Here is a 12,355-nt window from a genome sequence, read left to right as displayed (position 1 = left end):
CGGACCCGCCACGAGCCGACGAACCGGGCCGGCATGATCGGGCGGTGACCTCCATGAAGGACAAGATGCTCGCCGGCGAGCCATACATCGCCGACGATCCCGAGATCATCGCCGACCTGGATCGGGCCGCCCGGCTGATGGAGCGCTTCAACACCAGTCCCGCGGCCGATCCGCAGGCCCGGATCGCGGCCTTGCGTGATCTCCTCGGCGAGTTGGGCGAGGACACCTGGATCCGCCCACCGTTCTACTGCGACTACGGCTGGCAGATCCGGATCGGCCCGCGCAGTTTCGTCAACTACAACGCTGTCTTCCTCGACGTCGCTCGGATCACCCTCGGCGCGGACGTCCAGGTCGGCCCGAACGTGCAGCTACTCACCCCGACGCATCCGGTCGAGCCCGGCCCGCGACGGGACAAGTGGGAGGCGGCCAAGCCGATCACCATTGGCGACAACGTGTGGCTCGGCGGTGGCGCGATCGTGCTGGCCGGCGTGACGATCGGCGCGGACACCGTCGTCGGCGCGGGCGCTGTCGTCACCCGGGACCTGCCCGCCAACGTGGTGGCCGTCGGCAACCCGGCCCGGCCGGTCCGCGAACTCGGCTAGACCGTCGGCGGATCCGACAGGCGGACCACCAGATCGGCCCGGTCGGCGGTGGGGGTGATCAGGGCGGCGTTCGACTCGTCGCTGCCCAACGCCCATGCCCGTGCCTGCTCCGGCGACCGACCGAACGCCTCGTGCCGGGCGGTCAGCCGGCGGTGCCGCACCTCGGCGTCAAGGTCGAGAAACCACGCCTCGTGCAGCAGCGGTCGGATCTCCTGCCAGGGGAAGTCCGGCAACAGCAGGTAGTTGCCCTCGGTCACCACCAGCCGGACCGACGGCGGCACCTCGATAGCGCCGGCCACCGGCTCCTCCAGCTCCCGGCGGAACTCCGGCGCGTAGACCGACGTCGGCTCCAACCGGCGCAACCGGCGCAACAGCGAGACGTACCCGTTCGCGTCGAAGGTGTCCACAGCGCCCTTGCGGTCGGCGCGACCCAGGCGAACCAGTTGCGACTGCGCCAGGTGAAAGCCGTCCATCGGCACCAGGCAGGCGGCCGACCCGACCTCGGCGACGATCCGCTCCGCCAGAGTGGACTTCCCGGCGCCCGGCGCGCCGGCGATGCCGAGCAGTTGTCGCGGGCCGGCCTCGGCGAGCACCAACGCCCGCGCCACCAACTCGTCGGCGGACAGCACCCGGGCCTGCGGCATCAGCCCAGAACCGGGTCGCTGATGGTGAACCGCGCCTGCACCGCCGCCTGCACAGTCTGCGGCTGCGGGTCCAGTTCGAGCTCCGGCGGACCACCGCCCGCGCCACCGCCACCGGCGAAGGCCGCACGGGCGAACATCGGCCGGTCGGCGGGGCCCGCATCGGCCAGCTCGATCAACGAGGTGACCCGGGCGCCCAGCGCCTCCGCGTACTCCCGCGCCCGCAACAGCGCGTCACTGATCGCGGCGTGCCGGGCCGCACGATGGGCGGGGCTGTCCGGACGAAGCTCCCACCACGGGCCGGCCACCTCGACCTGGTCCTGATCGGCGAGCCGGAGCATCAGCTCACCCAGCGCGGTGAAGTCGGTGACCGTGACGGTGGTGGTGACGCTGCCGTGCCAGGCGACCACCCGCTCACCCGAGCGCCGGGTCTCCGGCCGCACCCGCAGGTCGCCGGTCTCCCGCCGCGCCACCGCCGACCCGGAGCCGTCGAGCAGCACCCGGACCGCCGCGGCCCGCTCGGCCAACCGGGTCAGCGTCGCTTCCCGGTCCCGGTCGCGGGCTGTCGCGGTGACAGCGAACCGGGCCAGCTCGGGCGGCACCTCCCGGTACGCCTCGCCGCGCACCTGCACCACAGGACCGTCCACCACCATGCCCCTCAGCCTAGTCAGCGACAGGGCGCCGCGCCGCGTAGGAGACAGTGTCCGCGTCGACGCGCAGACCGGTCAGGTGGCCGCCGGCCACCCCCAGCTCGCGTAGCCAGGACACCTCTGCGGCGTGGTCACCACCGGCCGGGAACTGCCGGTCGTCCGCGCCGAACCGCCGGTCGCGCAGTGCCGCGCGGGAGGCCCGCGCCTCGTCGTAGCGGGCGGTGAGCGCCGGGGCGTCGTCGGCGCGCAGCGCGGCGGTCAGGTCGTCCAGGAACGCGGTGACCTCGGCAAGCTCACGCAGCACCCGGTCCCGGTTGCCGAGCAGCATGTTCGCTGTCCGGTCGGCCGGGGTTCCGGCGACCCGGGTGCCGTCGGAAAAGCTGCCGGCGGCGAGCGCGAGGATCGCGTCGCGCAGCGGTGCGCGCTGCACGGCGCCGGCCAGCGCGCCGGCGAGCAGGTGCGGCACGTGTGAGGCGAGCGCGGCAGCCGAGTCGTGCTCCGGGGCGGACATCGGCACCACCCGGGCCTCGAAGACCTCCACCAGCAGCTCGGCCAGCCAACGGAACGCGGTGGTGGCCGTGCCGGGCGCCGGACAGAGCACCCAGGCCGCGCCGGTGAGCAGGTCCGCTCGCGCGGCCGTCAAGCCCGCCCGGTCGGTGCCCGCCATCGGGTGGCCCGGCACGAATCGGTGCGTCAGCCCCTGCGCGGCGGCGAACGCCGCCACCTGCTCCTTGGTGCTCCCGACGTCGGTCAGCACGCACCGCTCACCGGTCATGGCCGCCACCTCGACCAGTGTCGCCGGCAGGGTGGGCAACGGCCCGCACAGGAAGACCACGTCCCGGTCGGCCACCGCATCGACCAGCCGGTCCGGCGCGGGTACGCCCACCCGGCGCGTCTCCCGTCGGGTGGCCTCGTCCGGGTCCCAGCCGACCACGTCGATGCCGGCGGCGTACATCCGGAGCAGGACCGAACCACCAATCAGGCCGGTGCCGACCACCGCCGCCCGCACCCGCGTGCCTGGCCCGTCCACCATCCTCGGCCGCCCGGACCCGCGATCAGGCGAGACGTGCCGCGACGGCGGCGATGTGCTCGTCGGACTCGGTCAGAGCGACCCGGACATGCTGCCCGGCCGTCGGGCCGTAGAAGACGCCGGCGGCGACCAGGATGCCGCGTCGGGCCAGCCAGTCGACCGTCTGCCAGCAGTCCTCACCCCTGGTCAGCCAGAGGTACAGGCCCGCCTCGGAGTGCTCGACTGTGAACCCGGCACCGGTGAACGCCTCGGCGAGCACCTCCCGCCGGGCGCGGTAACGCTCCCGCTGCTCCTCGGCGTGTCGCTCGTCGTCGAGCGCGGCCACCATGGCCGCCTGCACCGGCGCGGGCACGATCATGCCCGCGTGCTTGCGGACCTTGAGCAGCTCGGCGACGAGCGCCGGGTCGCCGGCGACGAAGCCGGCCCGGTAGCCGGCGAGGTTGGAACGCTTGGAGAGCGAGTGCACGGCCAGCACCCCGGCGTAGCTTCCGCCACTGACCTGCGGAGACAGCACCGAGACCGGCTCGGCCGACCAGCCCAGGGGCAGGTAGCACTCGTCACTCGCGACCACTGCGCCACGTTCGCGGGCCCAGTCGACCACCTTGCGCAGGTGCGCTGCGGGCAGCACCCGGCCGGTCGGGTTGCCGGGCGAGTTGACCCAGACCAACCGGACCCGCGAGGTCGGCCCGACCGACGTGAGCGAGTCGGTACGGACGACTGTGGCACCGGCCAGCCGGGCACCATCCTCGTAGGTGGGGTACGCGACCGACGGCACCACCACCACGTCACCCGGGCCGATGCCGAGCAGCGTGGGCAGCCAGGCCACCAGCTCCTTCGAGCCGATGGTCGGCAGCACACCGAGACCGTCGACGCCAGCGCCACAGGCTCGGGACACCCACGCCGCGATCGCGGCCCGCAACGCCGGGGTGCCGGCGGTCAGCGGGTAGCCGGGAGCATCGGACGCGTCAGCCAACGCCCGCCGGATCACCTCGGGCACCGGGTCGACCGGCGTACCCATGGAGAGGTTGATCAGGCCCTCCGGATGCGCCGCGGCCAGCGTGGCCGCGGCGTCCAGGGTGTCCCAGGTGAACTCGGGCAGCCGCGACGAGACCGGCGCGGGCCGGTTCAGTGGCCCTCGCCGCGCGGCGGCTGCGCGGCGACGAAGGTGGCGTCCTTCTCCACCTTGCCGACCTTCGAGGCGCCACCGGGCGAGCCCAGGTCCTCGAAGAACTCGTAGTTCGCGCCGGTGTAGTCCTTCCACTGCTCCGGGACGTCGTCCTCGTAGAAGATCGCCTCCACGGGGCAGACGGGCTCACAGGCACCACAGTCGACGCACTCGTCGGGGTGGATGTAGAGCATCCGATTGCCCTCGTAAATGCAGTCGACCGGGCACTCCTCGATGCATGCCTTGTCGATCACATCTACGCACGGCTCGGCGATGATGTAGGTCACCGGTCTTCTCCTCCGCAAGACTCGCCGCGATCTCCCGCGACGGTAAGAGCCTAGTATCTCGCCGGGGAGGGGGTCGATCGTGCTCCGACAGCAGGATGTGGGACACCGGATCGTGGTCCGCCGGATTGTGGGGATTCGCGAGGGCCGCCCACAATTTTCCGATGCCCTCGGCGAGCTGGTCGAGCTGAGCGAGACTCATCTCACCCTGGCGACCGCGCAGGGGCAGCTACGGGTCCCGGTGGCGCAGGTCCACCGCGCGAAGCGCGTACCGCCGACCCGTCGGCCGACCGCCGCCGCGGTCGTGGCGCTGGAGCAGGCCGCCGACGAGGCCTGGCCGGCACCGACCCGGGGCCGGCTCGGTGACTGGCTGCTCCGGTCGGCCGAGGGCTGGACCGGGCGCGCCAACTCGGCGCTGCCGATCGGCGACCCGGACCGACCACTGGCCGCCGCTGTCGACGCGGTGGAGCGCTGGTACGCCGAGCTGGGCCAACCCGCGTGGATCAACACGCCGCTGCCCCTCGCCGCACCGGTCGGCGCCGAGCTGGACGCCCGCGGCTGGGGCACCCGCCCTCCGACGCTGGTGCAGACCGCGCCGCTGCCACTGCCGGCGTCGACGCCCGCCGGCGGCGAGGCCGACGGATGGGGCAGTGCGGTCATCGAGCTGGCCACCGCGCCCAGCGACGAGTGGCTGGCCATCGCCGCCGGTCGCAAGGGCGGCCTGCCGGACGCCGCCCGGCACGTGCTCACCGCCGTGGACCAGGTCCGCTTCGCCCACGTGTACGCCGACGGCGCCCTGGTGGGCGTTGGCCGCGGCACGGTGACCGGCCAGGGGCGCTGGCTGGGCCTCAGCCTGATCGAGGTGGTACCAGCGGTTCGCCGCCAGGGGCTGGCCCGCCGCGTGATCCACGAATTGGCGAGCTGGGGCGCGTCGGCCGGCGCGACACACGTGTTCCTTCAGGTCGAGCAGCGCAACGCGGCGGCGATCGCGCTCTACCAGCGGCTCGGCCTCGTCACCCACCACACCTACCTGACCCGGGTCGCGCCGAACTGACCCGTCGAGGCGGCCCGGCACCGCTCGATCCACTCGGCTTTCGGGAAGTCGCGGCATCCAGACGCCCGGAAAACCCCGACTTCAAGGAAGCCGAGTCGATCTAGACGTCGGAGGGCCGGGATGGGCGGTGGTCAGCGGCGGACGACCCGGCGCGGCTTCGCGGCCTTGACCTCGGCGTACCGCTTGAGTTGCTGAGAGCGGTAGTCACGCCCGAGCGCGATGAGCACCAGGTAGCCGATCAGCAACCCGGCGCCGGTGGCGAGCAGGTAGAGCCAGATCTGGGCGAAGAACGTCGCCGCGCCGCCGGCGAACGGGTCGTGACCGACCAGCAGGGGCCCGACCAGCACGGTCAGCAGCATCGCCACCGGCACCACGAGGGCCATGTCGGCGGCCCAGCCCGCGAGCGGCCGGCGACGACCCCAACGGAAGGCGACCACGGCGAGGATCAGGCCGATCACCGTGAACATCGCCAGCGACACCCGGTCGGCGGCGGTGTCGTCACCGTCGAAGCCGAACCGGGTGATCAGTCGGGCGACCACGTTGACCGCGAACAGCCCTGCTACGAGCACCCCGAGGTCACGCCACCGTTTGTTCATCGCCGGACCCTCCTGCCGTACGACCCCGTCGCGGGGTTCGCATCCTGGCAGGAATATCTACCACCCTTACCTGGGAGACGTCATCATCCTGCAGCAACCCGGAACCAGCCCGGCGTCAGCTGCCGAGCATGGGCGGCTGCGGGGCGAGGATCTGCCGGAAGCCCATCACCGCGAAGGTCATCGCTCCGGCCACGATCATGGCCAGCCCGACCCAGTTGTCGCCGGCCAGCAACAGGTCGCCCTCGTTGGTCCGGATGGCGGCGACAGCCATCAGCGCGAACCACGGCACCGCCGGCAACGCCACCGCCCAGCGACGGCCGACCGCCTCGTACGCGAACCAGCTCAGCACGATGTTGGCGCCGATGGCGAGGAGTACCGACACGCCGACCAGTTGCCCGCCGACGCGGACCGTGGCGAGCAGCAGCTCCAACACGCCGGTCAGCACGCCGGCGAGGACCACAACGATCGCACCGACCAGCCGGACGCCCAGGTCCAGCAGTCGCGGCGGGGGCCCCGCCGGGGGCGGGGCTTCCTGGTCCTCCACGACCGTCATCGGTGCGGCCGGCAGGCTCACCGGAGACCCGCCGCCGCGACCGGGGACCGGTCCGGCGCGGTCTCCGCGGGCAGGCCGGCGAAGAGGTCGTCCTCCCAGCCGTACGGCCCGGCGCCCGGGCCCTTCTCACCGACAGCGAGGGTGAAGAACTCCACGCCCATGAACTCGCCACCGAAGTTGCCGGCGATCGAGTAGAGCCAGGAGTTGGCCGGGATCTGGGTGGCGTGCGCCCGCATCGCGGCCTCCTTGGCCGTGTGCTGGTCGGTGCCGTCGATCCGGGCGGCGATCTGGGCGTCCGGGGTGCCGAAGGGCAGGTCGGCGATGTCCTCGATGCCGCCGAACGGGTTGTCCGACGACTCGGCGAAGTGCGCCATGCCGGCCTCCAGGACGCTGAGCGGCATGGCCGTCCAGTAGACCTTGAGCGGGGCGCAGCCCTCGACGGTGGCCAGCTCGACGGCGCGCATTGCCACCCGGTGCGCCTGGATGTGGTCGGGGTGGCCGTAGAAGCCGTTCGGGTCGTACGTGACGAGCACCTGCGGGCGTACCTCTCGCATGATCTCCACGAGGTGCCCGGCGGCCTCGTCGAGGTCGGCCTGCCAGAAGGCCCGGGGGTGCTCGTTTGTCGCGAGCCCCATCATCCCCGAGTCGCGGTAGCGGCCGGCGCCGCCGAGGAAGCGGTGGTCGCCGACGCCGAGCGCGGCGCACGCGGCGGCCAGCTCGGCCACCCGGTACCCGCCGAGCTGGTCGGCCTCGGCGGCCGCGAGCTGCGCGAGCGCGGGCACGTGGATCTCGCCCTCCTCGCCGAGCGTGCAGGTCACCAGCGTGACGTGCGCGCCGTCGGCGGCGTAGTGGGCCATCGTCGAGCCGGTGCCGATCGACTCGTCGTCGGGGTGCGCGTGGACCAGCAGCAGGCGGCGGTCGGGCAGCATCGTCACGACGGTCACTCTAACCGGCGGTTCTCCCCCGGCCGACGCTGACGCGTCCGCCCAGGTCGGCCACATCACCTCCGCTCCCGCTCTACGATTTGGGCTGTGGACTTTCCGGAGCTGGCCGCCCGCACCCGCCGGTTCAGCCACGGCGCGCCACGCGCTGTCTCGGTGGCTGAGGACGGCTCCCGGGTGATCTTCCTGCGCTCCGCCGGCCCCGAGGATCCGGCGGACGCGCTCTGGTTGCTGGACGTGGGCAGCGGCGAGGAACGGCTGGTCGCCGATCCGGCGACCCTGCTGGGCGAGAACGGGGACGTCCGGTCCCTCTCCCCCGGTGAACGCGCCCTGCGCGAGCGGCTGCGGCTCAGCGCCGCCGGCATCGGCTCGTACGCCTTGGACGCGGCCGGTCGGGTTGCGGTGTTCGCGCTGGCCGGGCGGTTGTTCCGGGCCGATCTGGTGCACGGCGACGTGGTGGAGGTGGCGGCCGTCGGCCCGGTGCTGGACCCACGCCCCGACCCGAGCGGGCAGCGACTGGCGTACGTGACCGACGCGGCCGAGGGTGTGCGCCGGGGTGAGCTGCGGGTGATCGACCCCGACGGCACCGACACCCTGCTGGCCGGCGAGGACGCCGGGGTGAGCTGGGGGTTGGCCGAGCACATCGCGGCGGAGGAGTTCGGCCGGTTCCGGGGGTACTGGTGGGCCCCGGACAGCCGCTCGGTGCTGGCCGCCCGGGTCGACGAGTCCCGCCTGGAACGGTGGCACCTGCACGACCCGGCCGAGCCGGCGAGCCCGCCGACCGCCGTCGCGTACCCCCGGGCAGGCGGGCCGAACGCGGAGGTCAGCCTGCACCTGCTGGACCTGGACGACGGCTGGGTCGACGTGCACTGGGACCGGGAGACCTACCCGTACCTGACCGGGGTGAGCTGGGGTGAGGGCAGCCCGTTGATCACCGTGCTGCGCCGCTCGCAGCAGCACGGGCTGGTGCTGGCTGTGGACCCGCGTACTGGTGAGACGCAGGTGCACGCCGAGCTGGCCGATCCGCGCTGGGTCGAGCCGATCGCCGGGACCCCCGCGCACCTGCCCGACGGCCGGGTGCTGGTCGGTGGGGAACTGGCCCACGACGGGTACGACGCCCGGTGCCTGTTCGCGGACGGCACCCTGCTCACCCCGCCGTCGCTGTACGTACGACGGGTGGTGGGTCGGCTGCCGGCCACCACCGGCCCGGCCGACCTGCTGGTGGAGGCGAGCGACGGCGAGCCGAGCGAGCGGCACCTGTTCCGGGTCCGCACCACCATCGGCGGTGGGGTGGACGCGCGCCGGCTCACCACCGACTCCGGCTGGTACACCGCCGCGGTGGGCGGGGACGTTCTGGCCGTCGGCGTCGCGTCGCTGGATCACGCCGGGGTGCGCTGGACGGTCCGCCGCGGTGATCAGGGAATCGCCGAGCTGCGCTCGTTCGCCGCCACCCCGCCGTACTCGCCGTTGCCGCTGCTGGAACGGGTGACCGACCGGCGGCTGCCGGCGGCGGTGCTCTACCCGGACAACCACGTGACGGGCCGGCGGCTGCCGGTGCTGCTGGACATCTACGGCGGCCCGGGGCACCAGGAGGTCGTGGCGGCGCGGGCCGCGTGGTTGGAACGGCAGTGGTGGGCCGACGCCGGGTTCGCTGTGGTCACCATCGACAACCGGGGTACGCCGGGCGTGGCGCCGTCGTTCGAGAAGGCGATCCACCGGCGGCTCGCCGACGTGATCCTGACCGACCAGATCGACGCGCTCACCGCGCTCGCCGGCAAGCACCCGGACCTGGACCTGGGGCGGGTCGGGGTGCGTGGTTGGTCGTTCGGCGGGTGGCTGGCCGGGCTGGCGGTGCTGCGCCACCCGGAGTTGTTCCGCTGCGGGATCGCGGGTGCCCCGGTGACCGACTGGGCGCTCTACGACACCGCGTACACCGAGCGTTATCTGGGGTTGCCGGAAGACGGCCAGGACATCTACGCGCACCACTCGCTCGTCGAGTTGGCCGCCGAGCCGGTCACCAGCCCGGACCAGGCCCGCCCGTTGCTGCTGGTGCACGGGATGGCCGACGACAACGTGGTGGCCGCGCACACGCTCCGGCTCTCCGCCGCCCTGCTGAGCACCGGCCGGCCGCACGCCGTGCTGCCGCTGACCGGGGCCACCCACCTGGCCGCGAACGGGACCGCCGAGCGACTACTCCCGCTGGAACTCGACTTCCTCCGCACCCACCTGCTGTAAGCGCCGTTCGATAAGTGAGTTCGGCATACCGAGCCGTCCGGTGAATGCCATGCTGGCCGAAGCGGTACCGGCGGCGCGATCACCCCGTGGAGACACGGCTTTCCCTTATGCCGAAAGGACTCCAGGATGGTTGGCATCGCGCAGAAACCCTCGGTCGCCGCCGTCCAGGAAGGCGAACTTCCGGTCACGCACTTTCGCACGGCGACAGTGAACGGGATCGACATCTTCTACCGCGAAGCCGGACCGGCCGACGGGCCCGCAGTCCTGCTGCTGCACGGATTCCCCACATCCTCCGCGCAGTTCCGTCATCTGATCCCCCTGCTCGCGGACCGCTACCGGGTGATCGCGCCGGACTTCCCGGGTTTCGGCCACAGCGCCAGCCCGGACCGGTCGACGTTCGACTACACGTTCGCCAACTTCGCCGACCTGATGGACGGCCTGATCGGTCAGCTCGGCGTGGATCGCTACGCGCTCTACTGCTTCGACTACGGGGCACCGACCGGTTTCCGGCTGGCCCTCAAGAGGCCCGAGCGGGTCAGCGCGCTCATCGTGCAGAACGGCAACGCGTACGAAGAGGGCCTGAGCCCGTTCTGGGATCCGATCAAGGCGTACTGGGCGGAGAACACCGACGAGCGCCGCCAGGCCATCGCGTTCATCCTCAACTCCGACACGGTCAAGCAGCAGTACACGGCAGGGGTGAAGGACCTCACCCGGCTCGACCCCGACATGTGGCTCCACGACGACGCGCAGCTCGCCCGCCCCGGAAACGCGGACATCCAGCTGGATCTGTTCTACGACTACGGCAGCAACGTCACGTTGTATCCGGAGTTCCATGCCTTCTTCCGCGACCACCAGCCACCGACGTTGATCGTCTGGGGCCAGAACGACGCCATCTTCCCGCCCGATGGCGCCCATCCCTATCGGCGCGACCTGCCGTCGGCCGAGTTTCATCTGCTCGACACCGGCCACTTCCTGCTGGAAGACAAGCTCGACGTCGCTGCGCCGATGATCCACGATTTCCTGGACCGCTCCATCGGCCGCTCCTGAACGCAGGAGCAGATTGGCCAGTCCGCCGCCCAAGATCGCACTGGATCCAGGATTTAGTGGCATTCCGGCGTCAAATGGCCACTAGATCCAGGATCGGGCGCGATCTTGAACGAGGCGGGGCAAGCCCAGCTTCGACCGGAAGGGCTCGGCGCCCTACGCCGGCCATCCGCCTGGATCCTTCCGAGGCTGCACAACGGGTTGCTGGCCGGGACGACGTTCTGACATCCGAGCAGGGACAATGCGGCGGTGTCGGATTTCGCGAAGCCGCTCGGCTACCGCCTCATCACCGGGCCCGATGATGCCGAATTCTGCGCCCGCGTCAGCGCGCTGCTCGATCAGGGCTATCAGCTGCACGGGTCGCCGGCGCTGACCTTCGATGGCGACCGCGTCATCGCCGCCCAGGCGTTGGTGCTGTCGCACCCTGCCGGCTCCGAGGCGGCCGAGGAAAGCCCCAGGTAGAGACGCATGCTCATGGCGGCAAGCTGACGATCACCAACGTTCCACGAGGTGTTCCCGGCCCTGCGGCGGGTCGTACGGTTCGGGCCAGTAGTCGATGATCTTGCTGATCAGCCCCTGCTCGGACATCTCCAGCCAGACGCACGCGTCCTGCTGCTCGTCGCCGACACTAACGTCGAGCACCAGGGCAGCAAGACGGCCATCGGCGATCACCCGTCGTGGCCGCAGGTGCCAGTCGCCCGGATACTCGGTGTTGAACCGCAGGAACGCGTCCTTGCCGCGAATGCGCTCCCGAGTCTGCGGCATCTCGTAGACCACATCATCGGTGAGCAGGGCGGCCAACCCGGACCAGTCGCGGCGCTCCGAAAGATCAACGTAGGCGTGGGCGGTCCGCCGAGCCGTCGAGGTGTCATCCACGGCCCGGACCCTAGCCGCCGCCAGCGACAATCTGGCGAGCCGTCGGTGCATCACCGGCCTTGCCCGCACCGATGCCCGCAGCACGTCTCCCCAGGCCGGATGACCTGATCTGGCGACGCCGAAAACGTGAATCTTGGACAGTTTCCGTCAGCGTGGAACGGAAACTGTCCAAGATCTCTTCTTCGCGCAGCGGCAAGCGACGGTGATCTTGGCGGTCCACATCAGCGAGGCCGTCGAACGGATACCGTGCGGCGGACTCTGACGTCATCGGCGTCGCAGGTTCTCAGGGGCGTGCGTCGTATCGGGTCCGGGCTTCGAAGACGCGGTCCATGTGCGTCTCCGCCCAGTCCTTGATCGCGATCATGACCGGGAACAGTTCATGGCCGAGCGGGGTGAGCTCGTAGTCGACGCGGACCGGTACCGAGGCAGTGACAGTGCGGGTGACCAGGCCGTCGCGCTCCAGGGTGCGCAGGGTCTGGGTGAGCATCTTCTGGCTGACGCCAGCGATGCGCTGGGCCAGCTCGCCGTGCCGCTGCGGGCCGTCGACGAGCGCCGGGATCACCAGGGCGACCCACTTGTCGGTGAGCCTGCTCAGCAGCTCACGGGTCGGGCACTGGTCCAGGAACGCGTCGTAGTCAAGTTTCGCCTGCTCACGGCGTTGCGCTGCGGTCGACGTCGCCATTC

15 protein-coding genes are annotated in these 12,355 nt (G+C 71.7%); 5 read left to right on the top strand and 10 right to left on the bottom strand.

Annotation, left to right across the window (positions count from 1 at the left end; translation table 11 throughout):
* Positions 1-44: 44 nt before the first annotated feature.
* Positions 45-602: a sugar O-acetyltransferase gene (locus ACLJOK_RS30215; RefSeq protein ID WP_354943066.1), complete on the top strand. Its 558-nt coding sequence runs from the start codon at positions 45-47 to the stop codon at positions 600-602.
* Here the strand turns inward: ACLJOK_RS30215 and ACLJOK_RS30210 are convergent.
* Genes ACLJOK_RS30210 through fdxA form a run of 5 tightly spaced genes read right to left on the bottom strand, consistent with a single transcriptional unit; the run spans position 599 to position 4,375 of the window.
* Complete coding sequence (locus ACLJOK_RS30210; protein WP_410821914.1) at positions 599-1,246, bottom strand: nucleoside/nucleotide kinase family protein; 648 nt, start codon at positions 1,244-1,246, stop codon at positions 599-601. The two genes, ACLJOK_RS30215 and ACLJOK_RS30210, sit on opposite strands and share 4 nt — an antisense overlap.
* The gene (locus tag ACLJOK_RS30205; protein WP_410822220.1) at positions 1,246-1,893 is read right to left on the bottom strand and encodes an SIMPL domain-containing protein; all 648 of its coding nucleotides are present in this window, start codon (positions 1,891-1,893) and stop codon (positions 1,246-1,248) included. The genes ACLJOK_RS30210 and ACLJOK_RS30205 overlap by 1 nt, the downstream gene beginning before the upstream one ends.
* Before the next feature lie 13 nt (positions 1,894-1,906).
* Positions 1,907-2,926, bottom strand: coding sequence for a prephenate dehydrogenase (locus ACLJOK_RS30200; protein WP_410821913.1), 1,020 nt, complete (start codon positions 2,924-2,926; stop codon positions 1,907-1,909).
* Positions 2,927-2,948: 22 nt separating this feature from the next.
* Entirely contained in the window at positions 2,949-4,052 is a 1,104-nt protein-coding gene (gene dapC / locus ACLJOK_RS30195) for a succinyldiaminopimelate transaminase (protein WP_410822219.1), read from the bottom strand.
* Positions 4,049-4,375, bottom strand: coding sequence for a ferredoxin (gene fdxA, locus ACLJOK_RS30190; protein ID WP_354943063.1), 327 nt, complete (start codon positions 4,373-4,375; stop codon positions 4,049-4,051). The genes dapC and fdxA overlap by 4 nt, the downstream gene beginning before the upstream one ends.
* A 79-nt stretch (positions 4,376-4,454) precedes the next feature.
* Between fdxA and ACLJOK_RS30185 the strand changes: the two genes are divergently transcribed.
* Positions 4,455-5,426: a GNAT family N-acetyltransferase gene (locus ACLJOK_RS30185; RefSeq protein ID WP_410821912.1), complete on the top strand. Its 972-nt coding sequence runs from the start codon at positions 4,455-4,457 to the stop codon at positions 5,424-5,426.
* Positions 5,427-5,557: 131 nt separating this feature from the next.
* Here ACLJOK_RS30185 and ACLJOK_RS30180 read toward each other — a convergent pair whose 3' ends face one another.
* From ACLJOK_RS30180 to mshB, 3 genes are all read right to left on the bottom strand, one after another.
* A complete protein-coding gene (locus ACLJOK_RS30180) occupies positions 5,558-6,022 on the bottom strand; it encodes a hypothetical protein (RefSeq protein ID WP_410821911.1) in 465 nt (154 codons plus the stop codon).
* A 115-nt stretch (positions 6,023-6,137) separates the two neighbouring features.
* Positions 6,138-6,575, bottom strand: coding sequence for a hypothetical protein (locus tag ACLJOK_RS30175; RefSeq protein ID WP_410821910.1), 438 nt, complete (start codon positions 6,573-6,575; stop codon positions 6,138-6,140).
* A gap of 17 nt (positions 6,576-6,592) precedes the next feature.
* On the bottom strand, positions 6,593-7,519 hold the full coding sequence (mshB, locus tag ACLJOK_RS30170) for an N-acetyl-1-D-myo-inositol-2-amino-2-deoxy-alpha-D-glucopyranoside deacetylase (RefSeq protein WP_410821909.1): 927 nt from the start codon (positions 7,517-7,519) through the stop codon (positions 6,593-6,595).
* 87 nt (positions 7,520-7,606) lie between these two features.
* On the opposite strand from mshB, the gene ACLJOK_RS30165 reads away from it, so the two are divergent.
* The 3 genes from ACLJOK_RS30165 to ACLJOK_RS30155 all read left to right on the top strand — a co-directional run bounded on the left by ACLJOK_RS30165 (position 7,607) and on the right by ACLJOK_RS30155 (position 11,257).
* Entirely contained in the window at positions 7,607-9,751 is a 2,145-nt protein-coding gene (locus tag ACLJOK_RS30165) for a prolyl oligopeptidase family serine peptidase (protein ID WP_410821908.1), read from the top strand.
* Positions 9,752-9,877: 126 nt separating this feature from the next.
* Entirely contained in the window at positions 9,878-10,798 is a 921-nt protein-coding gene (locus ACLJOK_RS30160) for an alpha/beta fold hydrolase (RefSeq protein WP_410821907.1), read from the top strand.
* A 246-nt stretch (positions 10,799-11,044) separates the two neighbouring features.
* Entirely contained in the window at positions 11,045-11,257 is a 213-nt protein-coding gene (locus ACLJOK_RS30155; protein WP_410821906.1) for a DUF1737 domain-containing protein, read from the top strand.
* A 30-nt stretch (positions 11,258-11,287) separates the two neighbouring features.
* Here ACLJOK_RS30155 and ACLJOK_RS30150 read toward each other — a convergent pair whose 3' ends face one another.
* Positions 11,288-11,701: a nuclear transport factor 2 family protein gene (locus ACLJOK_RS30150; protein WP_410822218.1), complete on the bottom strand. Its 414-nt coding sequence runs from the start codon at positions 11,699-11,701 to the stop codon at positions 11,288-11,290.
* Positions 11,702-11,954: 253 nt separating this feature from the next.
* On the bottom strand, positions 11,955-12,353 hold the full coding sequence (locus tag ACLJOK_RS30145; protein WP_410821905.1) for a winged helix-turn-helix transcriptional regulator: 399 nt from the start codon (positions 12,351-12,353) through the stop codon (positions 11,955-11,957).
* Between the last annotated feature and the right edge of the window lie 2 nt (positions 12,354-12,355).

Source organism: Micromonospora sp. 050-3 (genome assembly GCF_046549335.1).
Classification (GTDB): domain Bacteria; phylum Actinomycetota; class Actinomycetes; order Mycobacteriales; family Micromonosporaceae; genus Micromonospora; species Micromonospora trifolii.
Note: the sequence above shows the minus strand (reverse complement) of the source record. Positions and strands in the feature narration are given on the sequence as shown.